The sequence below is a fragment of the Streptomyces sp. NPDC057623 genome (assembly GCF_042800355.1).
Classification (GTDB): Bacteria; Actinomycetota; Actinomycetes; order Streptomycetales; family Streptomycetaceae; genus Streptomyces.
Map to the genome: position 1 here is coordinate 43,982 of NZ_JBHVGZ010000056.1, position 21,097 is coordinate 65,078.

At 70.8% G+C, this 21,097-nt stretch carries 25 protein-coding genes and 2 pseudogenes; 9 read left to right on the plus strand and 18 right to left on the minus strand.

The genetic code is table 11. The features are described 5' to 3' along the window. Nucleotides 1-346 precede the first annotated feature (346 nt). The 3 genes and pseudogenes from ACFU95_RS37735 to ACFU95_RS37745 all read right to left on the minus strand — a co-directional run. Nucleotides 347-496 (minus strand): annotated as a pseudogene (locus ACFU95_RS37735) (thioredoxin family protein); the annotation flags it as partial. Beyond that, nucleotides 493-1,491, minus strand: coding sequence for a thioredoxin-disulfide reductase (trxB, locus tag ACFU95_RS37740; protein WP_383837873.1), 999 nt, complete (start codon nucleotides 1,489-1,491; stop codon nucleotides 493-495). The gene trxB and the pseudogene ACFU95_RS37735, both read right to left, overlap by 4 nt. Then, nucleotides 1,488-1,901 carry an arsenate reductase ArsC gene (locus ACFU95_RS37745; RefSeq protein WP_383837876.1) on the minus strand — a complete coding sequence of 138 codons (414 nt, stop codon included), beginning with the start codon at nucleotides 1,899-1,901 and terminating at the stop codon, nucleotides 1,488-1,490. The genes trxB and ACFU95_RS37745 overlap by 4 nt, the downstream gene beginning before the upstream one ends. Before the next feature lie 92 nt (nucleotides 1,902-1,993). Here ACFU95_RS37745 and ACFU95_RS37750 point away from each other — a divergent pair, with 92 nt between their 5' ends. From ACFU95_RS37750 to ACFU95_RS37760, 3 genes are read left to right on the plus strand one after another with little or no spacing between them, the layout of a single operon-like run. After that, nucleotides 1,994-2,302 (plus strand): ArsR/SmtB family transcription factor, encoded by a 309-nt coding sequence (locus tag ACFU95_RS37750; protein ID WP_383837879.1) that lies wholly within the window; start codon nucleotides 1,994-1,996, stop codon nucleotides 2,300-2,302. After that, nucleotides 2,299-3,090: an aquaporin gene (locus tag ACFU95_RS37755; RefSeq protein WP_383837882.1), complete on the plus strand. Its 792-nt coding sequence runs from the start codon at nucleotides 2,299-2,301 to the stop codon at nucleotides 3,088-3,090. Before ACFU95_RS37750 ends, ACFU95_RS37755 begins: the two co-directional genes overlap by 4 nt. After that, nucleotides 3,087-4,142 carry an ArsO family NAD(P)H-dependent flavin-containing monooxygenase gene (locus tag ACFU95_RS37760; RefSeq protein ID WP_383837885.1) on the plus strand — a complete coding sequence of 352 codons (1,056 nt, stop codon included), beginning with the start codon at nucleotides 3,087-3,089 and terminating at the stop codon, nucleotides 4,140-4,142. The genes ACFU95_RS37755 and ACFU95_RS37760 overlap by 4 nt, the downstream gene beginning before the upstream one ends. 21 nt (nucleotides 4,143-4,163) lie before the next feature. On the opposite strand, the gene ACFU95_RS37765 is transcribed toward ACFU95_RS37760, so the two are convergent. The 3 genes from ACFU95_RS37765 to ACFU95_RS37775 are packed head-to-tail and all read right to left on the minus strand — an operon-like array spanning nucleotide 4,164 to nucleotide 5,332. Beyond that, nucleotides 4,164-4,502 carry a TIGR02391 family protein gene (locus ACFU95_RS37765; RefSeq protein WP_383837888.1) on the minus strand — a complete coding sequence of 113 codons (339 nt, stop codon included), beginning with the start codon at nucleotides 4,500-4,502 and terminating at the stop codon, nucleotides 4,164-4,166. After that, on the minus strand, nucleotides 4,499-4,906 hold the full coding sequence (locus tag ACFU95_RS37770; RefSeq protein ID WP_383837891.1) for a hypothetical protein: 408 nt from the start codon (nucleotides 4,904-4,906) through the stop codon (nucleotides 4,499-4,501). The genes ACFU95_RS37765 and ACFU95_RS37770 overlap by 4 nt, the downstream gene beginning before the upstream one ends. Nucleotides 4,907-4,963: 57 nt before the next feature. Then, entirely contained in the window at nucleotides 4,964-5,332 is a 369-nt protein-coding gene (locus ACFU95_RS37775) for an ArsR/SmtB family transcription factor (RefSeq protein ID WP_383837894.1), read from the minus strand. 81 nt (nucleotides 5,333-5,413) lie between these two features. Here ACFU95_RS37775 and ACFU95_RS37780 point away from each other — a divergent pair, with 81 nt between their 5' ends. The 4 genes and pseudogenes from ACFU95_RS37780 to ACFU95_RS37795 all read left to right on the plus strand — a co-directional run bounded on the left by ACFU95_RS37780 (nucleotide 5,414) and on the right by ACFU95_RS37795 (nucleotide 6,898). Continuing rightward, on the plus strand, nucleotides 5,414-5,770 hold the full coding sequence (locus ACFU95_RS37780) for an ArsR/SmtB family transcription factor (protein ID WP_383837897.1): 357 nt from the start codon (nucleotides 5,414-5,416) through the stop codon (nucleotides 5,768-5,770). 32 nt (nucleotides 5,771-5,802) lie between these two features. Continuing rightward, nucleotides 5,803-6,519 (plus strand): annotated as a pseudogene (locus ACFU95_RS37785) (MFS transporter); the annotation flags it as partial. A 44-nt stretch (nucleotides 6,520-6,563) separates the two neighbouring features. Next, nucleotides 6,564-6,806, plus strand: a complete 243-nt coding sequence (locus ACFU95_RS37790) for a hypothetical protein (RefSeq protein WP_383837960.1) — start codon at nucleotides 6,564-6,566, stop codon at nucleotides 6,804-6,806. After that, the gene (locus tag ACFU95_RS37795) at nucleotides 6,749-6,898 is read left to right on the plus strand and encodes a hypothetical protein (RefSeq protein WP_383837900.1); all 150 of its coding nucleotides are present in this window, start codon (nucleotides 6,749-6,751) and stop codon (nucleotides 6,896-6,898) included. The genes ACFU95_RS37790 and ACFU95_RS37795 overlap by 58 nt, the downstream gene beginning before the upstream one ends. Nucleotides 6,899-6,957: 59 nt before the next feature. Here ACFU95_RS37795 and ACFU95_RS37800 read toward each other — a convergent pair whose 3' ends face one another. After that, nucleotides 6,958-8,046, minus strand: coding sequence for a flavin-containing monooxygenase (locus ACFU95_RS37800; RefSeq protein ID WP_383837903.1), 1,089 nt, complete (start codon nucleotides 8,044-8,046; stop codon nucleotides 6,958-6,960). A gap of 107 nt (nucleotides 8,047-8,153) precedes the next feature. Between ACFU95_RS37800 and ACFU95_RS37805 the strand changes: the two genes are divergently transcribed. Together ACFU95_RS37805 and ACFU95_RS37810 are read left to right on the plus strand one after the other, a co-directional pair. After that, nucleotides 8,154-9,530 carry an NAD(P)-binding domain-containing protein gene (locus tag ACFU95_RS37805; protein ID WP_383837906.1) on the plus strand — a complete coding sequence of 459 codons (1,377 nt, stop codon included), beginning with the start codon at nucleotides 8,154-8,156 and terminating at the stop codon, nucleotides 9,528-9,530. Between the two features lie 28 nt (nucleotides 9,531-9,558). Beyond that, nucleotides 9,559-10,026, plus strand: coding sequence for an ArsI/CadI family heavy metal resistance metalloenzyme (locus ACFU95_RS37810; RefSeq protein WP_383837909.1), 468 nt, complete (start codon nucleotides 9,559-9,561; stop codon nucleotides 10,024-10,026). Nucleotides 10,027-10,417: 391 nt separating this feature from the next. Here ACFU95_RS37810 and hypE read toward each other — a convergent pair whose 3' ends face one another. The 11 genes from hypE to ACFU95_RS37865 all read right to left on the minus strand — a co-directional run bounded on the left by hypE (nucleotide 10,418) and on the right by ACFU95_RS37865 (nucleotide 21,059). Next, nucleotides 10,418-11,452, minus strand: a complete 1,035-nt coding sequence (gene hypE / locus ACFU95_RS37815; RefSeq protein ID WP_383837912.1) for a hydrogenase expression/formation protein HypE — start codon at nucleotides 11,450-11,452, stop codon at nucleotides 10,418-10,420. Further along, entirely contained in the window at nucleotides 11,449-12,552 is a 1,104-nt protein-coding gene (hypD, locus tag ACFU95_RS37820) for a hydrogenase formation protein HypD (protein WP_383837915.1), read from the minus strand. Before hypD ends, hypE begins: the two co-directional genes overlap by 4 nt. Before the next feature lie 16 nt (nucleotides 12,553-12,568). Further along, on the minus strand, nucleotides 12,569-13,195 hold the full coding sequence (locus ACFU95_RS37825; protein ID WP_383837918.1) for a CBS domain-containing protein: 627 nt from the start codon (nucleotides 13,193-13,195) through the stop codon (nucleotides 12,569-12,571). A 21-nt stretch (nucleotides 13,196-13,216) separates the two neighbouring features. Then, the gene (locus ACFU95_RS37830) at nucleotides 13,217-14,548 is read right to left on the minus strand and encodes a Ni/Fe hydrogenase subunit alpha (RefSeq protein WP_383837921.1); all 1,332 of its coding nucleotides are present in this window, start codon (nucleotides 14,546-14,548) and stop codon (nucleotides 13,217-13,219) included. Next, nucleotides 14,545-15,306 (minus strand): oxidoreductase, encoded by a 762-nt coding sequence (locus ACFU95_RS37835; protein ID WP_383837924.1) that lies wholly within the window; start codon nucleotides 15,304-15,306, stop codon nucleotides 14,545-14,547. Before ACFU95_RS37835 ends, ACFU95_RS37830 begins: the two co-directional genes overlap by 4 nt. A gap of 1 nt (nucleotide 15,307) precedes the next feature. Beyond that, nucleotides 15,308-16,114, minus strand: a complete 807-nt coding sequence (locus ACFU95_RS37840) for an FAD/NAD(P)-binding protein (RefSeq protein WP_383837927.1) — start codon at nucleotides 16,112-16,114, stop codon at nucleotides 15,308-15,310. Continuing rightward, nucleotides 16,111-16,572: a Crp/Fnr family transcriptional regulator gene (locus tag ACFU95_RS37845; protein ID WP_383837929.1), complete on the minus strand. Its 462-nt coding sequence runs from the start codon at nucleotides 16,570-16,572 to the stop codon at nucleotides 16,111-16,113. Before ACFU95_RS37845 ends, ACFU95_RS37840 begins: the two co-directional genes overlap by 4 nt. Next, on the minus strand, nucleotides 16,572-17,735 hold the full coding sequence (locus ACFU95_RS37850) for a 4Fe-4S dicluster domain-containing protein (protein ID WP_383837932.1): 1,164 nt from the start codon (nucleotides 17,733-17,735) through the stop codon (nucleotides 16,572-16,574). Before ACFU95_RS37850 ends, ACFU95_RS37845 begins: the two co-directional genes overlap by 1 nt. A gap of 265 nt (nucleotides 17,736-18,000) precedes the next feature. Next, a complete protein-coding gene (locus ACFU95_RS37855; RefSeq protein ID WP_383837935.1) occupies nucleotides 18,001-18,258 on the minus strand; it encodes a HypC/HybG/HupF family hydrogenase formation chaperone in 258 nt (85 codons plus the stop codon). Between the two features lie 6 nt (nucleotides 18,259-18,264). After that, on the minus strand, nucleotides 18,265-20,556 hold the full coding sequence (gene hypF / locus ACFU95_RS37860; protein ID WP_383837938.1) for a carbamoyltransferase HypF: 2,292 nt from the start codon (nucleotides 20,554-20,556) through the stop codon (nucleotides 18,265-18,267). Then, complete coding sequence (locus tag ACFU95_RS37865; protein ID WP_383837941.1) at nucleotides 20,553-21,059, minus strand: hydrogenase maturation protease; 507 nt, start codon at nucleotides 21,057-21,059, stop codon at nucleotides 20,553-20,555. The genes hypF and ACFU95_RS37865 overlap by 4 nt, the downstream gene beginning before the upstream one ends. Between the last annotated feature and the right edge of the window lie 38 nt (nucleotides 21,060-21,097).

Sequence of the window (21,097 nt, forward strand, 5' to 3'; positions counted from 1 at the left end):
GTGGCTCTTCGCCGAGGAGGGCCACGACCACGGGTTCGAGGTGCAGTTGCAACGTGGGCGGCGGATGATCCTGACCGACCGGGTGGCCGGGAGGCGGTCATCGCCTGCGGGACGGCCCTTTCAACGTGCGGATCGCCGTGCACCAGCTGGGCTTCCGGTCCGCTGTCGACCTCCTACCGGAACCCGGGAACTCCGGTTACCTGGCCCACGTGAGCTACGTGGCCCACGCACCGGCCACGCCGCAAGAGACACTGATGGCCCGCGCGACGCCCCACCGGCACACCCACCGCGGGCCTTTCGGACTCGACCCGGTGCCGGACACTCTCCTCGACGAGCTGCGCGACCAGGCCCGCACCGAGGGCGCGAGCTGGCGGCAGGGGCCGCACCAGGCAGCCCAGAAGTCGACCAGTATGGGCTTGTCGCTGGCCAGAACGTCCTGCTCGAAGGAGCCGTCGGTGACGTTCTTGACAGACCTGGTCTTCCTCCGGGGCGTCAGACGGCCGCTACGACCGGTTCGCCTGCGGTGTCGGCGTCGCTCAGGGCGGCCAGGTACCGCTCGGCGTCCAGGGCGGCCGCGCAGCCGGAGCCGGCCGCGGTGATGGCCTGGCGGTAGGTGTGGTCGACGACGTCGCCCGCGCCGAAGACGCCGGGGATGTTGGTGTGGGTGGAGGGGGAGGCGACCTTGAGGTAGCCCTCGTCGTCCAGGTCCAGCTGGCCGGTGACCAGGTCGGTGCGCGGGTCGTGGCCGATGGCGACGAACAGGCCGGTGGCGGGGAGTTGGGAGGTCTCGCCGGTGACGGTGTCGCGCAGGGTGAGCCCGGCGAGTTTGCCGCCGTCCTCGTGGATCTCGGCAACCTCGCGGTTCCAGGCGATGGAGATCTTCGGATCGGCGAAGGCGCGGTCCTGCATGGTCTTGGAGGCCCGCAGGGTGTCGCGGCGGTGGACGATGGTCACGGAGCGGGCGAAGCGGGAGAGGAAGGTGGCTTCCTCCATTGCCGTGTCGCCACCGCCGACCACGACGATGTCGTGCTCGCGGAAGAAGAAGCCGTCGCAGGTTGCGCAGTACGACACCCCGCGTCCGGAGAGCGCGTCCTCGCCGGGCAGGTTCAGCTTGCGGTGCTGCGAGCCGGTCGCCACGATGACAGCCTTCGCCCGGTGCACCGTGCCAGCGCTGTCGGTGACGGTCTTGACGGTGCCGGTGAGGTCGACCTCGACGATGTCGTCGGGGACCAGCTCGGCGCCGAAGCGTTCGGCCTGGGCCCGCATGTTCTCCATCAGCTCCGGGCCCATGATGCCGTCGCGGAAGCCGGGGAAGTTCTCCACCTCGGTCGTCTGCACGAGCGCGCCGCCGGCTGTGACGGCGCCCTCGAAGACCAGCGGCTTCAGCGAGGCGCGGGCGGTGTAGAGGGCGGCGGTGTATCCGGCGGGGCCGGAGCCGACGACGATGACGTTGCGTATGTCCGCGGGCGTGTCCGCCGCTGTGCCGCTCACGCCTGGGGCTCCGGCGCGATCTCCTTGATCAGACCCTCGACCAGCACCTTGATCTCATCCCGGATCGGACGCACGGCATCGACGCCCTGGCCCGCCGGGTCCTCCAGCTGCCAGTCCAGGTACCGCTTGCCGGGAAAGACGGGGCACGTGTCGCCGCAGCCCATCGTGATGCAGACGTCCGACTCCTTCACCGCGTCCACGGTGAGTATCTTCGGCACCTCGGCGGAGATGTCGATGCCGACCTCGGCCATGGCCTCGACGGCGGCCGGGTTGACGCCCGCGCCCGGGTTGGAGCCGGCGGAGCGGACCTCGACGCGGTCCCCGGCCAGGTGGGTCAGCCACGCGGCGGCCATCTGGGAACGGCCGGCGTTGTGCACACAGACGAACAGCACGGAGGGCTTGTCGGACATCGGAGGTTCTCTCTTGTCTCACGACGGCATCAGGCACGAAGGACATCAGCACCCGGTGGTGTCAGCCACCACTGATGTGACAGTATCAGCCCATGATGACGTCAGTCGACACTGATCTGATCCGGGTTCTGGCCGACCCGCTCAGGCTCCAGATCGTGACCCTGCTCGCCAAAGAGACGCTGTGCACCACCCACCTCGTGGAGGAGACCGGTGCCCGGCAGACCAACCTCTCCAACCACCTGAGAGTGCTGCGCGAGGCCGGGGTCGTCGAGACGGAGCCGTGCGGCCGGTTCACCTACTACCGGCTCAAGCCCGACGTCATCGCCTCGCTCGCCAGCCAGTTCGCCGACCTGGCCGAGTCCGCTCGCACCGCCGCCGAGAACAAGAGGGCCTGCCCATGACCCCCGCCGAAGCCACCTCGACCGCGGAGTCCGCGCCAGCCACGCCTGTGCCTGAGCCCGCCGCGCCCGCGCCGGGGGCCACCCCGCTGCGAACCCCCCTGGTCGCCCGGGCATCCGCCGAACTCATAGGCACCGCGCTGCTGGTGGCGGTCGTGGTCGGCTCCGGCATCCAGGCCACCGAACTGACCCAGGACGTCGGCGTACAGCTGCTGGCCAACTCCACGGCCACCGTCTTCGGCCTCGGCATCCTGATCCTCCTGCTCGGCCCGGTCTCCGGCGCGCACTTCAACCCGGTCGTCACGCTGGCCGAGTGGTGGACCGCCCGCCCTGGTGGCCCTGGGGTCACACCACGCGAGGTGGCCGTCTACGTGCCCGCGCAGATCGTCGGCGCGATCGCGGGCGCGATCCTGGCGGATGCGATGTTCGGTGAGCCGCTGGTGAAGTGGTCGACGCACGACCGCTCGGCGGGTCATCTACTGCTGGGTGAGGTTGTCGCCACGGCGGGCCTGATTCTGTTGATCTTCGGCCTGGCCCGCGCCAACCGCCTCCAGTTCGCCCCCGTAGCCGTCGCCTCCTACATCGGAGCCGCGTACTGGTTCACCTCGTCGACGTCGTTCGCCAACCCGGCGGTGACCATCGGCCGTGCGTTCACCGACACCTTCGCGGGCATCGCGCCCGGCTCGGTCCTGGGCTTCATCGGCATGCAAATCGTCGGCGCCGTAGTGGGACTGGGCCTCGTGGCGCTGATCTTCATGCCTGGACGGGCCGCCTCCGAGCGCCCCGCATGACACATACGAACCAAGCGGTAGTAATCGGCGGTGGCCAGTCCGGGCTCGCCGTCGGCTACCATCTGCGCCGACTCGGCGTGGACTTCGTCATCCTCGACGCTCAGATCCAGGCGGGCGGCGCCTGGCAGCACGCATGGCACTCGCTGCACTTGTTCTCCCCGGCCGCCTACTCCTCTTTGCCCGGCCGTCTCATGCCCGTACAGACCGGGGAGACGTACCCGGACGCACGCCACGTGGTCGGCTACCTAACCGACTACGAGCGTCGCTACGACCTGCCCGTACACCGCCCCGTACGCGTCGAAGGCGTCCACCGCGACGGCAGACTCCTGCGGGTCGAAGCCGACGCGGGCACCTGGCGTGCAGAGGCCGTTGTCAGCGCCACAGGCACTTGGTGGCGCCCCTTCGTACCCGCCGTTCCTGGCCGCTCGGACTTCCACGGACGGCAGCTGCACACCGTCGAATACCGCAGCCCGCGCGACTTCGCCGGGCAGCGCGTCATCGTGGTCGGCGGCGGCAACTCCGGCGCCCAAATCGCCGCCGAACTGGCGTACGACACCGAGCTGACGTGGGTCACTCAACGCCCGCCCCGCTTCCTGGCCGATGACATCGACGGGCGTGCCCTGTTCGACGCTGCCACCGCCCGCCGTCGCGCGCTCGACGAGGGCCACACAGACACCGGAGGCGTCGCGTCCCTCGGTGACATCGTCGCTGTGCCGCCCGTACGCCACGCCCGTGACGCCGGACTGCTCAAGGCGTCGCCCATGTTCGTACGCCTCGACCGTGGCGGAGCCCTCTGGGCCGACGGCACCCGCGCCGACGCCGATGTGATCATCTGGTGCACCGGCTTCCGCCCGGCTCTCTCGCACCTGGCGCCCCTTGGGCTGCGAGGTCAGCGCGGCCACATCGCCGTCGAGGGGACGCGTTTGGTGGACGAACCACGTCTCCATCTGCTCGGGTACGGCGACTGGACCGGGCCGGCCTCCGCCACTCTGATCGGCGTCGGCCGACCAGCGAGAGACGCGGCCCGCACGGTCGCGGATCTCGTCCTCTGACCCCGGTCCAGGGCTAGCCACTCAGACGGTCAGCACAGTCGCTGCATGCACCCAACGAGCCAACAGGCTGAAGGACGCGAGCTGTTCCAATGCCTCGTGTTCAGGCAGCTCGGGGAGACCGTCCTCATGGCTGTTGGGGTTGCGGATCGCCGCGTAGCACCCCTCGGCAAAGGCCATGGCTCCGCGGTGGACACTGCGGAAGGTGTCGCTTCCGTCGTCCTCCAACAACCGCAACCGGGGTTGATCCGCCTTCGGGGCATCCAGTGAGAAAACACGCTGGAAGAGCTTCGTCTCGCCGACGTCGCGACGCCCGATCTTGTTCTGAGCCTCGGCATTGACCTTCCTCGCGGCTGCCGTCACCGCCTCCCGGAAGTGTCCGCTCCCCCATAGAGCCCGGGCGCCGTCCCACACCCAAGGGTGCGGCTGCCCGCGCTCAGCTGGGGAGCGTCGTCGCCCAGACGGGAGCGGACCTCGGCATCCCGCAGAAGCGCGGCGTCGGCACGCTGAGCGGCTTCCCGATGCTGGACCCAGCGGTTGACATCGCCGTTCTTGCTCTTGTCGACCTCCGTGCGCCATCGAGGCAGGACCCTGTCGAGGATCTGTTCCACCACGTGGGCGCTGGCGGCGATGTCCGCCTGCGAGCCGCGGCTCGAGAGGCGAGAACTGAAACTGACAACGCCAGGGGGATCCGGCTTCCGGTAGAGCTCAGTGAGGCTGAGAAACTGGGCCAGCTCGTTGCGCGCCCAAGAGATGTCGATGCCCATGAGTTCATAGTGACGGGCCCCACTGACAATCAGGTGCCCGCTGGAGCAAGTCCGCCTTCAGCCCGCGATCTTCAGCATCTGACCCATCGCTGCCACCACCGACGGCTCCACCCGGTAGTACACCCACGTGCCGCGCCGCTCGGAGGTGAGCAAGCCGGCCTCCTTGAGTTTCTTCAGGTGGTGGGAGACGGTCGGCTGCGAGACGCCGACGTCGGAGATGTCGCACACGCACGCCTCGCCGCCCTCGTGCGAGGCCACAGCGGAGAACAACCGCAGCCGCACCGGGTCACCCAGCGCCTTGAACATCCGGGCCGTCTTCTCGGCCTCGTCGGCGGTCAACGGTCGTTCGGTGAGCGGAGGGCAGCACGGTGCCACGGCCTCGGGGACCTCGGGTTCCAGCAGCGGCAGCACCTGCGTATTCGACATGCATCTATGTTGACACATGTCGAACCAGTGAGCGAGGCAGTAGCGGTATATCCCGAGGTCATCGATTATCGTCGATTATCGATGAGGGATTCTCTGGAGCGTTCCGAGGCCGAGCAGTACGCCGGCTGGTTCAAGGCGCTGGCCGACGCCACGCGCATTCAGATCGTGACGCTGCTGGCGCGCAGCGGTGAGCCGCTCGCCGTGGGGCAGATCGTCGAGGCCGTGGGTGTGGGGCAGTCGACGGTCTCGCACCACCTCAAGGCGCTGGCGGAGGTGGGCTTCGTGCTGGTGGAGCGGGAGGGCGCGTTCAGCTGGTACCGGCTGAGCGAGGAGTGCGTCGACGCCTTTCCCTCGGCGGCCGATGTCGTCATGGGGCGCCCTGCGCCGGCCCGAAACGGAAGCAGTGCGACGCGCGGACGCTGGCGCAGCGACCCATGAGTACCGGCGTCGGACAGGCGGAGCGGGCGCCGATGCGTTCCGGTGCGGTCTATGTCCTGCTGCTGGGACTGGTTGCGCTGGACGCGGCCGGGTACAGCCTGATTGCGCCGGTGCTTCCCGGCCTGGCTGCGCAGACCGGGGCCAGTGCCACGACGCTGGGGTTGCTGGTCGCGATGTTCCCGCCGGGGATGGTCGCGGGTTTCGCGCTGGGCGGGGCCGTCATTCGGCGCAGCAGCCCGGCACGACTGCTACTGGGGGGATTGCCGCTGGTCGCAGTGGGCAGCCTTGGCTTCATCTTGAGCACGGATTTGGCCGTCTTCGCCGTCTCCCGTTTGGTGATGGGCCTGGGCTCAGGGTGTCTGTGGCGAGGGATCACCTTCGCCACCCTGGCCGCCTGGCCCAGCCAGGAGTGCCTGTGCATGAGCCGCATCTACGCCGCCTACTCCGCAGGCGGACTTCTGGGCCCGCTGCTCGGGGCGATCCACGGGGTGCGCGGCCCCTTCGCCGCCTACCTCACCCTCGTCCTCCTCGCGATCGTGCCGGTCCTAACGCTGCGACTTCCCGCGACGGCCGGCGCGTTCGCCCTCGACCGGCGAGCTCTGCACTCACCCGGATTCCGGGCATCCGCCGTCGCTATCGCCTTCGCCGTGCCGGCGCTCGGCACGCTCGAAGGGGTGCTGCCGCTCCACTTCGGGACCAAGCTGGGCCAGACCCAGATCGGGGTGCTGCACGCCGCAACGTCCGTCGTGGTGGCGGTGGCCGGGGAGTGGCGGCCCGGTGGCAGCCGCGGACGATGCTGCAGGTCTCCACCGTGCTGGTGGCCATTGGCTTCGCGCTCGCCGGTGCCGGTACGGCCGTACTCGCCTGGATCGCGGCACTCGTCATCGCGGGGATCGGCATCGGCCTGGCCAACACGGGAGCGACCGGCCTCCTCATCGACGCCGTGCCCGCACAGCGCATCGTGACGGCCATGGTGCTGTGGTCCCAGATCGGCATCCTGGGCTCCTGGCCGCTCCCGCGATCGGCGGCCCCGTAGCCGATGCATTCGGCTACGGCGCAGTCGCCGTCGTCATCGCGCTGACGGCCATGGGCGTGGCCGCGATGCTCGCCCGGCGCAACCGGTCATGAGCTGCCAGCTCCGCATCGCGGCTTCTGCCCTGAGGGTGGCGTCGGGCAGCGTCCGGACCTCAGTCAGCTCGTCCCGATCCCAGTCCTGCTTCACCGAAGTGAGCGAGGTGGGCTGCGACGTGCCGTGCTGTCCGGACGGCGTCCCGGCCCACTCCGCGCAGGGAGTTCGAAGACAGGCTGCGCTGCCACTCAAGGCCGACGTAGACCGGCCCCGGGTGAGTGAGTGAAATGCCCTCGCGGTGGCGGGGGTGCCCGGAGGCGTCGAGGGCTCCGAGCGGGGCGAGGTAGCCCAGATCGGGTCGGTAACCGGTTGCCAGCAGGATCGTGTCGACCTCCTCGGTCGTGCCGTCGGTCCAGATGACCTTGGTTTCGCTGATGCCGGTGAACAGCGGGCGCCGATCCGGTCGCCCGGGGGCGACCGCGGGCCGGTAACGGCCGTCGTCGATGATCAGCTGGGTCGGCGGGGTGCGCAGGAACCGGCCGATGGGCAGCGTGTCGAGGCTCGTGCGGGCCAGCCACCAATGCAGATCGCGCCCCAGCGTGCGCTGGCGAGCGAACCGCACCGCATGCCGCGCCGCCAGCGTCACGTGGGCCCGCCCGGCGACCTCGACGGCGATCTGCACCGCGGAGTTCCCGGCGCCGACCACCATGACGCGCTGCCCCGTGAACGGCTCGGGCGAGCGGTAGTCCGCAGCGTGCAGCACGACACCGGCGTAGCCCTCCAGACCCGGAAGATCAGGGCGGTGGGGGCGCCCGAAGGTACCGGTTGCCGCGACCACCGCACGGGCCTCCAGCTGGCTGCCATCCTCCAGGCTCAGCCCGAACGCGCCATCGCCGTAGCTGACTTCGAGCACGCGCGTCCGGGTGCGGATGTCGGCGTCCAGTCGGTCGGCGTATCGCAGCAGATATGCGATCACCTCGTCCCGGTGCGGGTAGCGATCCAGGTCCCCATCGAAGGGCATCCCGGGCAGCGAGCTGTACCGGGCCGGCGAGAAGAGCCTGAGGCTCTCGTAGTAGCGCGGCCAAGATCCCGCAGGCCGGTCGGACGATTCCAGGACCACCGGTGCCAGTCCGTGTCGGCGCAGGGCATGCGCCGCGGCCAGTCCGGACTGGGCGCTCCCGATCACCGCAACGTCCACCCGTTCCATGACTCGGCTCGACAGATTTGATGAATGTCTATGTTGACGCTTGTCGATACAACTGTCATGCTGAGCAGCGCAAGACATCGACAGATATCGAAACAAAGGGGAACCTCGTGGCTGCGTCCATTGACAGCGTGCTCGCCACCGACCAGCTGCCCGTCGTGGTCATCGGCGCCGGCCCCATCGGCCTGGCCGCCGCCGCCCACCTCGTCGAGCGCGGCATCGAACCCCTGGTCCTCGAGGCCGGCCCCGCCGCGGCCCCGGCCGTACGCGACTGGTCGCACGTCCGGCTGTTCTCACCCTGGGGCGAGGTCATCGACCCTGCCGCCGAGAAGCTCCTCGCCCCGACCGGCTGGGTCCGCCCCGACACCTCCGCCTACCCGACCGGCGGCGACTGGGCCGAGCGCTACCTGCAGCCGCTCGCCGACGTCCTCGGAGACAAGGTCCGCTATGGCACGGCGGTCACCGGCGTCGCCCGCGCCGGCCGAGACCGCATCGTCGACTCCGGCCGCGACGAGCAGCCCTTCACCGTGCACATCGAGTCCGCCGACGGCTACGAGGAGCGGATCACCGCCCGCGCCGTCATCGACGCCTCCGGCACCTGGTCCGTCCCGAGCCCGATGGGAGCCGACGGCCTGACCGCCCTCGGCGAGAAGACCGCCATCGACCGCATCGCCTACCGCGTCCCCAACCTCAACGACCCCGCCGTACGGGCCCGGTACGCAGGCAAGCGCACCGCCGTCATCGGCTCAGGCGCCTCCGCCTTCACCGCCCTCGCCCTCCTCGCCGACCTCGCGAAGGCGGAGAACGGCACGCACGCGGTATGGATCCTGCGGCGCGGAGTCAGCGACAACACCTACGGCGGCGGCGAGGCCGACCAGCTCCCCGCCCGAGGCGCCCTGGGCCTGCGCGCCAAGGCCGCCGTCGAGGCCGGCCACGCCAGCGCGGTCACCGGCTTCCGTACACAGGCTGTGGAACGCGACGGCGACCAGCTCGCCCTCGTCGCCGAGGACGGCCGCCGCCTCGACCCGGTCGACGAGGTCATCGTCCTGACCGGCTTCCGCCCCGACCTGTCCTTCCTCTCCGAACTCCGCCTCGGCCTCGACGAACGCCTCCAGGCCCCGACCGCCCTCGCCCCGCTCATCGACCCCAACGTCCACTCCTGCGGCACCGTCTACCCACATGGCGTCAACGAGCTCTCCCACCCCGAACAGGGCGTCTACCTGGTCGGCATGAAGTCCTACGGCCGCGCCCCCACGTTCCTCGCCATGACCGGCTACGAGCAGGTCCGCTCCATCACCGCCGCCATCGCAGGCGACCAGGAGGCCGCCGAACGCGTCGAACTCACCCTCCCGGAAACGGGCGTGTGCGGCGGCGCGGGCCTGTTCGACGAGCCGGAGAACGCCGAACAGTCCGGCGGCGGATGCTGCGCCGCCCCCACCACCCTCCAGATCGGCATCGGCGCCCCGGCCATAGCCGGCGGCTGCTGAACACCTCACCCACCCAAGGAGGTTCGCCATGACATCCCGCGTACAGCTCGCCCTCCGCGTCCCCGACCTCGCCGCATCCGTGGCCTTCTACACGAAGCTCTTCGGCACCGAGCCCGCCAAACTCCGCGACGGCTACGCCAACTTCGCCATCACCGAGCCCCCGCTCAAGCTCGTCCTCGTCGAAGGCACCGCGGGCGAGACGACCCGCATGGACCACCTCGGCGTCGAGGTCGAAAGCACCGAGGCCGTCCACGCCGCGACCACCTGGCTGGCCGAGGTCGGCCTGGCCACCAACGTGGAGAACGACACCACCTGCTGCTACGCCCTCCAGGACAAGGTCTGGGTCCACGGTCCCGGCCAGGAACCCTGGGAGGTGTACGTCGTCAAGGCCGACGCCGACTCCCTGGCCAAGCAGCAGGGCAGCACCTGCTGCGCCGGCCCTGCCGAAGCCGACACCATCTCGCAGGAACCGGCCGTCGCAGGCGGCTGCTGCTGATCCGCCGATGACCAACCTCCACACCAGCGAGGCCGCGACCGGGACGGGAGACCGGTCACGGCCTCGCGCCGCCCTGCCCGCACTGTGCACCACCCAGATCACCAGCTGGGGAATCGTCTACTACGCCCTCCCGGTCCTGAACACCCGCATCACGGCCGCCACCGGCTGGTCGACGACCGCCACCACCGCAGCCTTCTCCGGCGCCCTCCTGGTCTCCGCCCCCACCGGCATCCCCGTCGGCCGCATCCTCGAGCGCCGAGGCCCCCGCACGATGATGACCACCGGCTCCATCCTTGGCGTCGTCGCGGTGCTGGCCATCGCCTACGTGCCCAACCTCGCTGCCCCACCGCAGCATGGTTGCTGGCCGGCGTGGTCATGGCCGCCACCTCTCTCAGCAGATCCTCGGCAGCTGCTCCCCGAGCGGCATGTCCACGATCCGCCGGGCGCCCACCAGCGTGCGCAGCGTCACCCGCCCCGTCGGCCCGTCCGGCAGCACCTCGCCGATCCGTACCGCTCCTGCGCCCTCGCCTCCCGACCGCATCGCGCTGAGCACGGCCTCAGCCGCGTCGGCGGCGACGAAGGCGACGAGACAGCCCTCGTTGGCGACGACCAGCGGGTCCAGCCCGAGCAGATCGCAGGCCGAGGCAACCGGCTCGGGCACCGGCACCGCGCTCTCCTCGATCTCGACGGCGACCGACGAGTCACGGGCGATCTCGTTGAGGGAGGCGGCGAGCCCGCCGCGCGTCGGGTCGCGCAGCACATGGACATCGGCGCCGAACGGCACCAGGGCGCGCACCAGGCGGTGCAGGGGCCGGGTGTCGGAGGCGATGTCACCCTCGAAGCCGAGGCGCTCACGGGTGCTGAGCACGGTCGTACCGTGCAGTCCGATCGGCCCGGACAGCAGGACCGCGTCACCGGGTCGGGCCAGCGCCGCGGACGGATGCAACGAGCCGTGCCGCTGTCCGATGCCGGTGGTGTTGATGAACAGTCTGTCGGCGGCACCGCGTCCCACGACCTTGGTGTCACCGGTGACCACCGGCGCGCCCGCGTCCTGAGCTGCCTTCCCCAACGAGGCCATAACCGCCCGGAGTTCGGTCAGCGGCAGCCCTTCCTCGATGATGAGGGAGACGGACAGCGCGACCGGCCACGCCCCCCGCATGGCGAGGTCGTTGACCGTGCCGTGGACAGCGAGGGACCCGATGTCGCCGCCGGGGAAGAACAGCGGGCTGACGACGAAACTGTCGGTGCTGATCACCAGTTCCCGGTAGCCGGGCAGCAGCGCCGCGTCCTCCATGGGACCCGAGTCGCCGTCGAGGGCGGGCAGGATCAGCCGGTCGAGGAGTTCCGAAGTGAGGCGTCCACCGGCACCGTGGCCCAGCAGGACGACCTCGCCCTCATAGTGGGGCGTGGGGCATTGGAGGGTCATGCCGTTCTCCTCACATGAGTGCGTCCGGCCGCGTGGAAGGCGGCACAGGTGCCCTCGGACGACACCATCGGCGCGCCGAGGGGATGGCGGGGCGTGCAGCGGGTGCCGTACGCGGCGCAGTCGGTGGGCAGCCTGGCCCCGGTGAGGATGGCGCCGGCGATGCACTCGGCGTCCTCGACGGGACACAGCCCGCCTACGTCGAAGCGCCGGGCGGCATCGAAGTGCCGGTATTTCTCGGCCAGTTCCAGCCCGCTGTCGGGCAGCGCCCCGATGCCCCGCCAGGCCCGGTCGGTGACCCGGAACACCTCACGCACCGTGTCCTGCGCCTCGGTGTTGCCGGAGCGCCGCACGGCCCGTACGTACTGGTTCTCCACGTTGTGCCGACCCGCCTCCAACTGCCGTACGGCCATGAGGATGCCTTCCAGCAGGTCCAGCGGCTCGAACCCGGTCACCACGATCGGTACCCGGTACTTCGTGGCGATCGGCTCGTACTCCCGCCAGCCCATCACCGCACACACATGCCCCGCCGCCAGGAAGGCCTGCACCTCGCAGTCCGGGTCCTCCAGCAGCGCGGTCATCGCGGGCGGCACGAGGACGTGACTGACGAGCATCGAGAAGTTCGTGAGCCCGAGGCGGGCCGCGTGCAGCACGGCTGTCGCGTTGGCGGGTGCGGTGGTCTCGAAGCCGACCGCGAGGAAGACGACCTCCTTCTCGGGGTGTTCGGCGGCCAGGCGTACGGCGTCCATCGGGGCGTAGACCACGCGTACGTCCGCTCCCCGCGCCCGCAGCGACAGCAGGTCGGTGTCCGTGCCGGGCACGCGCAGCATGTCGCCGAAGCTGGTGAGGATCACGTCGGGCCGGGCGGCGACGGCCATGGCCCGGTCCAGGGTCTCCAGCGGAGTTACGCAGACCGGGCAGCCCGGGCCGTGGATCATCCGCATCCCGGCCGGCAGCAGCTCGTCGATGCCCTGGCGGACGAGGGTGTGGGTCTGGCCGCCGCACACCTCCATGATCCGCCAGGGATGCGTGACGGTCTGCCGCAGCTCGTCCAGCAGGCGCCGGGCGAGGACGGGATCGCGGTACTCGTCGAGGTACTTCATCGCTGGTCGGGACCTTTCAGCGGTGGGTTAGATCCACCTGGACGTCGACGACTCCCTCGACTGCCCGCAATGCCCGGGCCACCACTGGCACGAGCCCGCGCTCGGGCATCGAACCGGTCAGCGTGACGACGCCCTCGGTGACCGAGACCCCCAGCGCGGTGGTGACCGGCAGATGGGTCAGCACACTGCTGCGGATCTCGTCGGCGATCTCGGTGTCGGTCCGCAGAAACACCTTCAGCAGGTCACTGCGGCTGACGATGCCCTCCAGCATGCCGACGCCGTCCACGACCGGCAGCCGCTTCACACGCCGACGGGCCATGATGCGCGCCGCCTCGGCCAGCGATGCGTTCGCGTGCACGGTCACCGCCGGGGTGCTCATCAGCTCACCCGCGGTCAGCGCGCTCGCCTTGAGCCGCTCGCCGAAATCGCTCTCGGCCTCGTTGCCGTCGCGGAATTGCTCCTTGGGCAGCAGATCGGCCTCTGAGACCACCCCGATGACCCGCCCCTCACCAGCCAGCACCGGCAGGGCGCTGACCTTCCACTGGTCGAGCAGCTCGACGATCTCCTTGAAGGACGCCTCACTGCCGACGGCGACGACAGTGTGCGTCATCACATCGCTCACGGTGTACGGAGATTCGGACATTGCAGCCTCCTGCATAGCTCCTCAGGTACGGACGACCGTCAGGTCGAGGAAGTGGGTGGAGCAGGAGATGCACGGGTCGTGATTGCGGATCGCCCGCTCGCACAGGGCCGTCAACTTGGAGTCGTCCGGGTCGCCCTCACCGATCGCTCGCTGGGTCAGTCGCCGCAGGTCGTCCTCGATCGCGCCCTGGTTCTGCGCGGTGGGCGGCACCAGCATCGCGCTGGTGACGATGCCGTCGGCGTCGAGTTCGTAGCGGTGGTAGAGCAGCCCGCGCGGCGCCTCCGTGGCCCCGTGTCCGACCCCGGCGACCGGGGGCACCTCCGTGTACGGGCGTGCGGGCGGCTCGTACGCCTCGATGATCCGCAGCGCCTCGCCGACGGCGTACACCGTCTCCACCGCCCGCACCAGGATCGACCGGAAGGGGTTGCGGCACACAGCCCCCTCGCGCGGATCGCCGAGCCCGGCCTCCACGGCCGCCTGCAGGGCCACCGGCGACAGCCGTGCCCCGCTGATCGCGAACCGGGCGAGGGAGCCGGTGAGATGGAGCCGCCCGTCGAGCCGCGAGTGAAGTGCCGTGGAGTGCGGCAGGTGTGTCTCGGTGACGTGCTCGGTGAAGTCCCGTACGGGGAAGGTGCCTGTGGTCCCGTCGGATCGCAGGACGGTCAGTGTCCCGCTCTCGATGGCGTACGTGTCCGGCTCGGCCAGTGCCAGCAGATCGGCCTCGCCCCTGGCCTCCGGGAACTCGAAGCCCGCGACCCAGCGCACGGTGTCCCACGCGTCGTCGAGTGCCTGCTTCAACTCCTCTGCGATCGGCCGGAGTTCGTCGCGTGTGGGCGCCCGGTAAAAGCCGCCGAGACGTACGTTGACGGGATGCACGGCCCGACCGCCGAGCAACTCCATGAGGGAGTTTCCGGCCTTCTTCAGCCTGAGCCCTCGCTCGACCTCGGTCCGGTGTGTGCGGGCCAGCTCGATCGCGCTCGCGCGGCCCAGGAAGTCCGGGGCGTGCAGCAGATAGATGTGCAGGGCCTGGCTCTCGATCCACTCGCCGCAGTACAGCAGCCGGCGCAGATCACGGATCGCCGGATCGACCGTGACCCCGCACGCGTCCTCGATCGCCGCGCAGGCACTCATCTGGTACGCCACCGGGCAGATCCCGCACACCCGCGCCGTGATGTCCGGCGGTTCGGTGTACGAACGGCCGCGCAGGAACGCCTCGAAGAAGCGCGGCGGCTCGTAGATCTCCAGCCGCGCCTCGGTGACCGTGCCGTCGTGGACGTGCAGGCGCAGCGCACCCTCGCCCTCGACCCGGGACAGCGAGCCGACGTGCAGCAGACGGGAACCGCGGTGCGTCACTTGGCCGACTCCTTCTCGATCTTCTCGAACGCTGTGGCGTTGAAGGTGTGCAGGAACCGCTCCACCGCGTCGTCGTCGAGACCGTCGCGGCGCAGCAGCGGGATCAGAGCGGGCAGGTTCACCGACCCGGACGGGCCGAAGCAGCCGAAGCAGCCGCGGCCGTACGCCGGGCACAGCGCTCCGCACCCGGCATGGGTGACCGGTCCGAGACAGGGCGTGCCGTGAGCGACGATGACGCAGACAGTGCCGCGCCGCTTGCACTCGAAGCACACGCTGTGGTCCGGGACGTCCGGCTTGCGGTCGGCGAGGAACGCGGTGATCACCTCGATGAGCTGACGCCGGTCGATCGGGCAGCCGCGCAGCTCGAAGTCGACGTCCACATGCGCCGACACGGGCGTGGAGGTGGTGAGGGTCTCGACGTACTCCGGGTGCGCGTACACCACGCGCCGGTACTCGTCGACGTCCGCGAAGTTCCTGAGTGCCTGAATGCCCCCGGCGGTCGCGCACGCCCCGATGGTCACCAGGTGGCGCGAGGCCGCCCGGATCGCGCGGACCCGCTCGGCGTCGTCGGCCGTGGTGACGGAGCCCTCGACGAGGGACAGGTCGTACGGTCCGGGCGCCACCGCACTGGACGCCTCCAGGAAGTGGGCGATCTCCACCTCGCCCGCCAGCGCCAGGAGTTCGTCCTCGCAGTCCAGCAGGGTGAGCTGGCAGCCGTCACAGGAGGCCAGCTTGAACACCGCGAGTGTGGGTGCCATCTCACAACTCCCTTACTGACAGAAGGGGTTCCGCGCCCTCCCAGTCCACGACGGGGCCCACCTGGCACAACAGCAGGGGGCCGAGCTGGCAGTGCCCGCAGTGCCCTGTCGCACAGCGCATGTTCCGCTCCAGCGAGACGCGGATACGGTCGCGGGAGACACCCCGCTGGGCGAGTTCGCGTGCGGCGGCACGGATCATCGGCTCCGGCCCGCACACGAACGCCCAGGTGCTGCCCGGCTCGAAGTGCGCACGCCCCAGCAGCTGGGTGACCACGCCGACGTCCCCGCGCCAGTCCGGGTCGGGCCGGTCGACCGTCACTCCGGTGAACGCCGTGGGCCAGCTCTCGATCTCCTGCCGGGCGATCACGTCGCCCGGCGTGCGTGCCCCGACCAGGACGTTGACACGGCGATACGCCTCCGGCTCGGCCAGGGCGCTCAGGATCAGCGGCCGCAGCGGGGCGAGACCGATGCCGCCAGCCACGACCAGCACGTCACCGCCGCGCGCCCGCTCCAGTTCCCAGCTGTTGCCGTACGGACCGCGCAGGCCGACGACATCGCCGACCCGCGCCGTGCACAGCCCGTCGGAGACCGCACCCACCGAACGGATCGTGTGCGCCAGGCCGCCCGTGGCTTGCACGGAACTCACCGAGACGGGGATCTCACCGCGGCCGAAGGAGTGCACCATCGCGAACTGCCCCGGAGCGAAGTCCTCCAGCGCCGCGCCGACCGGTTCCAGACGCAGCGTGACCGTGTCCGCGGTCTCCGGACGGCGGGCGACCACGCGATGGGGCACCGGTACGGCGGTCATCGCGGATCCTTCTCGTGGATCCCGTACAGGTCGAGCAGCCGGGCGCGGGTCGCGTTGAGCCGGTGTGCCAGCACCCGGCCGACCCAGTGCTCGACGGCACGCCCGAACTCGGGGTCGTTCAGGCACATGAGCCGGACGGCGACGGCGTCGAACTCGTAGGCGCACAGCGGGGTCAAGGTCTCGGCGCCCAGCTGCCAGACGTACGGCTCGTAGAGCCAGGACCAGCCGACGAGGTCGCCGATGCCGAGTGTCTCGATGACCGGCGGCCGGCGGCCGGGCACATGCATGTCGAGGGCGGCCGTACCGTCACGGATGATCCAGAAGCGGTTTGCGTGACCGCCCTCCTCGAACAGGCGGGTGCCCTGCGCGAAGCTCACCTCACGGCCGACGCGCAGCAGCGGTTCGCGGTGCTCGACGGGCAGAGCGTGGTTCATGCGCAGGGCGATCGAGGGAGGCATCAGTCCGTCTCCGTTCCGGGACCCGCGTGTTCCGCGTGCTCGGCGCGTTCGGCGTCCAGAGCGGCGACTTCCTCTGTGATGTCGATACCGGCCGGGCACCAGGTGATACAGCGCCCGCAGCCGACGCATCCGGTCGTGTCGAACTGGTCGTGCCAGGTGGAGAGCTTGTGGGTGAGCCACTGCCGGTAGCGGCCGCGGGCGGAGGAGCGGACCGGGCCGCCGTGCAGATACGAGAAGTCCAGGTCGAAGCAGGAGTCCCAGCGCTGCCAGCGCTCGGTGTGGTCACCGGTGAGGTCGGTGACCTCCTCGGTGGTGGTGCAGAAGCAGGTCGGGCAGACCATGGTGCAGTTGCCGCAGGTCAGACACCGGGCGGCCACGTCGTCCCAGCGCTCGGCATCCAGGCTCGCGCCCATCAGGGCACGCAGGTCGACCGGCGGCAGTGCGCGGCCCATGCGGTCGCGTGCGGCGTCCACGAGAGTACGGGCGGTGGCCTCGGTGTCCTGGTCGGCGGCGCGGTGGGGCAGCTGCTCCAGCAACTCGGCGCCTGCCTGGCTGCCGACGCGCACGAGGAAGCGGTGCCCGTCCGTGTCCACGACCTCGGTCAGCGCCAGGTCGTATCCGGGGTCGGCCGCGGGGCCGCCGCCGGTGGACACGCAGAAGCAGGTGGCCCCGGGTTCTGTGCATTCGGCGGCGATCAGGAACGCTCCGGAACGCCGCTTCCCGTACCCGGTGTCCTCGTACCGCCCGCCGGTCAGCACCTTGTCCTGGATAGCGATGGCCCGCAGGTCACAGGGGCGGACGCCGAGGAAGGCGTACGACGGCGGGTCCGGCTCGTGCGGGGTGAAGTGGATGTCCCCGTCCGGCGTCCGGTCGGCGCTCCACAGCCGCTCCCGCGACGGGTGCAGGTAGGACTTCCACGACTGCGGCCCCGCGCTGTGTGCGAAGGCGGCCCCGTCCTCGCGGTGGACCAGCCGATAGCGTCCGGCGTCCAGCTCGACCCCCCAGCCGTAGGGCAACGCGTCGGCCGAGGTCAGCTCGGCCAGCACGATCGCACCGTCCCGCACGGTCGGCCCGACCACGGTCCGCCCCTTTGCCACCAGTGCCGCGACCAGGGTGTTCAGGCCGTCCCGGTCGAGCACGGCAGGGGCTGCGATGGCGGTCATGACGGTCCTCCTTGTCCGGGCGGCTCCGTGCTCCTCCACCGTCAGGTTGCGACCGCGAGGGGTGCCTGCGGCAGGGGCTGACCGGCCCTCTTGACGGGCCGACCGGGCCCCAGGGCGGGGAGTCGCACGAGGAAGGCCGATCCGTTGTCCAGGATGGGCTCATTCTGGACGGGGCGCCCGGCGCCTCGCCGAGCAGATGGCAGGCCGGTCACCATGCCTCATCGTTACTGCCCGGCGGTTCTCGAGGAGAGCGACTGACTGACGGTCAGGGCAGCGGCTCACCCAGCTCACCCTCGACAGCGCCCGCCATCGCCCGCAGCACCTCGAGCGTGCGCTGTGCCTCCGCCTCGTCGACCTGGGTGATCGCGAAGCCGACGTGCACGATGACGTACGACCCGACGTCCGCCTCGGGTGTGCAGCTCAGGCAGGCCTCGCGTCGTATGCCGCCGAAGTCGACGGTCGCCATGCGCAGTCCGGCGTCGTCGTGGATCTCCAGGACCCGGCCCGGGATGCCCAGACACATGCGCGCTCACCCCTCCTCGGCCAGTCGTGCGACCGCGACCGCCGCCTGGCCATAGCTGATGCCGCCGTCCCCGACCGGGACCTGACCGCCGACCAGCACCCGCAGCCCCTGCGCCTGCAGCCGGCGCTTCACCTCGGTCAGCAGCCGCCGGTTGACGAAGCAGCCGCCGCCCAGGCACACCGTGCGCGGCGCACCCTCGGCAACGGTCCGCGCGACGAGCTCGGCGGTGACGATCGCGAGCGTCAGATGGAAGGCCGCAGCCAGTTGTGCCACCGGCTCCCCGTCCAGCTGCCGCCGCAGCAGATCGGCCAGGCTCGGTGTCGGGTCGTACACCCACAGGCCCTGCGACCGTACGACCCGATGGGCGAGCGGTACGGCATGCTCGTCGCCGGCCGTCGCTTCGAGCAGGACGGCCGCCTCACCCTCGTAACTCACCTGGTCGGCGAGGCCGAGCAGTGCGGCCGCCGTGTCGAAGAGCCGTCCGGCGCTCGAGGCCCGCGGGCAGTTGACGTCCCGCGCGATCATGGCGCGCACCGCCGCGGCCTCGGCCGGGTCGAGCCGGTCGGTGAAGGGCCGGGTGAGCCAGGGGTACGGGCGCGGTGAGCCCAGCGCCTCACCGCCCAGCAGATGGCCGAGGGCCGTGCGGGAGGGATGGCGTACCGCCGCGTCGCTGCCGGGCAGGGGCGCCGTGGCGAACCGGCCCACGCGGCGGTAGCCGCTCAGACTGGCGACGAGGATCTCGCCGCCCCACAAGGTACCGTCGTCGCCCAGCCCCAGCCCGTCGTAGGCGATGCCGAGGAAGCGCCCCGGCACCCTGTGCTCGGCCGCGCAGGCGGCGACATGCGCGTGGTGGTGCTGCACCGGGATCCGGCGCAGCGGTTGCGCCTCGGCCCACTGCGTGGACAAGTAGCCAGGGTGCAGATCGTGGGCGAGGACCACCGGTTCGATGCCAGTGAGCTCCTTGAGGTGCTCGTACGACGCAAGGAACGCGTCGTAGGCCGGCAGATCGGCCATGTCCCCGGTGTGCGGTCCGATATGGGCCCTTCCGTCGGCGGCCAGCGTGAAGGTGTGCTTCAGCTGGGCGCCGACGCCGGCCACCGGCTCCCGTACGGGAAGCGGCAGCGGGGCGGGGGCGAACCCGCGCGCCCTGCGGATCGTGATCCGGGTCCGCCCGGTGAACTGCACCACGGAGTCGTCGTACCGCGACCGGATCGGCCGGTCGTGCGTGAGGAATCCGTCCGCGACGGCGGCCAGGGCGCTCTGGGCTTCCTCGTCGTCGATGGCGATCGGCTCGTCGCTGAGATTGCCGCTGGTGATCACGACGGGCCGGGCCAGCTCGTCGAGGAGGAGGTGGTGCAGACCGCTCGTGGGGAGGAACAGGCCGACCCGGGTCAGGCCGGGGTGGACTTCGGGAGCGAGTGGAGCCGTTCGCCCTCGCCACCGACGCCTGCCGAGCAGCACAACGGGCCGCTCCGCAGAGCGCAGGGTCTGGCGCTCACCGGCGCCGATCTGCGCCAGCCGCGCGGCCGTCTCGATGTCCTGGACCATCACGGCGAACGGCTTCGCCGGACGCCGTTTGCGGCGCCGCAGCTCAGCCACGACCGTCGGATCGCCCGCATCGCACACCAACTGGTAGCCGCCCAGCCCCTTCAGCGCGACGATCCCGCCCTCGTCGACCGTCTTCACCGCCGCCCGCAGCGCCTCCTCGCCGCGCAGTTCCTCCCAGGCCAACCGTGGCCCGCAGACGGGGCAGGCGACGGGTTCCGCGTGGAAGCGCCGGTCGCCCGGATCGGCGTACTCGGCGGCGCAGGCGCCACACAGCGGGAAGCGGCGCATGGTCGTGCGGATCCGGTCGTACGGCAGGTCTTCGATGATGGTGGCTCGCGGGCCGCAGTCCGTGCAGTTGATGAACGGATAGCGGTAGCGGCGGTCGCGGGGGGCGCGCAGCTCGCTCAGGCAGGCATCGCAGATCGCTGCGTCGGGCGGGATCTCGCGGGATGCCTTGTCCGAGTCATCGGGGGCGCTGTGCCGTACCTGGAAGCCGGTGTCGTACGGAGACTGCCGCGTGCCGCCGGTCAGCTGGACGCGGCGCACCCGGGCGAGGGCCGGTGCGTCGCTGCGCAGCCGCGCGGCGAACTCCTCGATGGCCCGCGTCGGTCCGGCGACCTCCCCCTCCACGTGCCCGTTGACGTTGGCCACCCAGCCGTCCAGACCGAGCGCGGCCGCGGTGCGATACACGAAGGGTCTGAAACCGACGCCCTGGACGATGCCCTCGACGTGGAAGCGACGCATGGTCATGCCGGCCTCCCGGCTGTGGCGTCCCCATGGCGTGCGATCTCGTCCTCGACGGCCGCCACCAGCGGTTCCACGGCGTCCGCGACGGCGGGGGAGAGGCCGCTGCCCATGTCGCTCTCGGCGCCTTCCACCGCGTACACCACCAGGTGCTCCGGCAGACGGTCCAGCACCCGGGCCAGTTCGACGGCCTCGCCGAGTCCCAGCCCGTGTGAGCTGGTGGTCGGCGGGTGGGCAGGGAGCCCGGCGTCGAGTTCCAGGCGATGCACTCGGCCGGGGGTGCCCGGGTGGGCATGGGCCGCGTCGACGACCACGGCGAGCCAGGCGCCCTCCCACAGGCTGATCAACCGTCCCGGCTCGCCGTCGCAGGTCGCAAGGTCGGTGTCCGGCGGCAACGGTCGGTCCTCGGCCCGCTCGCGCAGTCGGGCGAGTACGGTCCAGCCCACGCCGTCGTCGCGCCGGAACTCGTTCCCGACGCCGATCACAGCGATCCGACCGAGTTTCCTCATGCCCCCACGATGGTCCGTGGTCGCCTGGTCCGCATGGG

Excerpts from the sequence above, each read along its gene's own strand:
- ACFU95_RS37745 (WP_383837876.1), bottom strand. The coding sequence starts at position 1,901 with ATGTCCGACAAGCCCTCCGTGCTGTTCGTCTGTGTGCACAACGCCGGC.
- ACFU95_RS37750 (WP_383837879.1), top strand. The coding sequence starts at position 1,994 with ATGATGACGTCAGTCGACACTGATCTGATCCGGGTTCTGGCCGACCCG.
- ACFU95_RS37755 (WP_383837882.1), top strand. The coding sequence starts at position 2,299 with ATGACCCCCGCCGAAGCCACCTCGACCGCGGAGTCCGCGCCAGCCACG.
- ACFU95_RS37760 (WP_383837885.1), top strand. The coding sequence starts at position 3,087 with ATGACACATACGAACCAAGCGGTAGTAATCGGCGGTGGCCAGTCCGGG.
- ACFU95_RS37770 (WP_383837891.1), bottom strand. The coding sequence starts at position 4,906 with ATGGGCATCGACATCTCTTGGGCGCGCAACGAGCTGGCCCAGTTTCTC.
- ACFU95_RS37775 (WP_383837894.1), bottom strand. The coding sequence starts at position 5,332 with ATGTCGAATACGCAGGTGCTGCCGCTGCTGGAACCCGAGGTCCCCGAG.
- ACFU95_RS37780 (WP_383837897.1), top strand. The coding sequence starts at position 5,414 with ATGAGGGATTCTCTGGAGCGTTCCGAGGCCGAGCAGTACGCCGGCTGG.
- ACFU95_RS37790 (WP_383837960.1), top strand. The coding sequence starts at position 6,564 with ATGCTGCAGGTCTCCACCGTGCTGGTGGCCATTGGCTTCGCGCTCGCC.
- ACFU95_RS37800 (WP_383837903.1), bottom strand. The coding sequence starts at position 8,046 with ATGGAACGGGTGGACGTTGCGGTGATCGGGAGCGCCCAGTCCGGACTG.
- ACFU95_RS37810 (WP_383837909.1), top strand. The coding sequence starts at position 9,559 with ATGACATCCCGCGTACAGCTCGCCCTCCGCGTCCCCGACCTCGCCGCA.
- hypE (WP_383837912.1), bottom strand. The coding sequence starts at position 11,452 with ATGACCCTCCAATGCCCCACGCCCCACTATGAGGGCGAGGTCGTCCTG.
- hypD (WP_383837915.1), bottom strand. The coding sequence starts at position 12,552 with ATGAAGTACCTCGACGAGTACCGCGATCCCGTCCTCGCCCGGCGCCTG.
- ACFU95_RS37825 (WP_383837918.1), bottom strand. The coding sequence starts at position 13,195 with ATGTCCGAATCTCCGTACACCGTGAGCGATGTGATGACGCACACTGTC.
- ACFU95_RS37835 (WP_383837924.1), bottom strand. The coding sequence starts at position 15,306 with ATGGCACCCACACTCGCGGTGTTCAAGCTGGCCTCCTGTGACGGCTGC.
- ACFU95_RS37840 (WP_383837927.1), bottom strand. The coding sequence starts at position 16,114 with ATGACCGCCGTACCGGTGCCCCATCGCGTGGTCGCCCGCCGTCCGGAG.
- ACFU95_RS37845 (WP_383837929.1), bottom strand. The coding sequence starts at position 16,572 with ATGCCTCCCTCGATCGCCCTGCGCATGAACCACGCTCTGCCCGTCGAG.
- ACFU95_RS37850 (WP_383837932.1), bottom strand. The coding sequence starts at position 17,735 with ATGACCGCCATCGCAGCCCCTGCCGTGCTCGACCGGGACGGCCTGAAC.
- ACFU95_RS37855 (WP_383837935.1), bottom strand. The coding sequence starts at position 18,258 with ATGTGTCTGGGCATCCCGGGCCGGGTCCTGGAGATCCACGACGACGCC.
- hypF (WP_383837938.1), bottom strand. The coding sequence starts at position 20,556 with ATGACCATGCGTCGCTTCCACGTCGAGGGCATCGTCCAGGGCGTCGGT.
- ACFU95_RS37865 (WP_383837941.1), bottom strand. The coding sequence starts at position 21,059 with ATGAGGAAACTCGGTCGGATCGCTGTGATCGGCGTCGGGAACGAGTTC.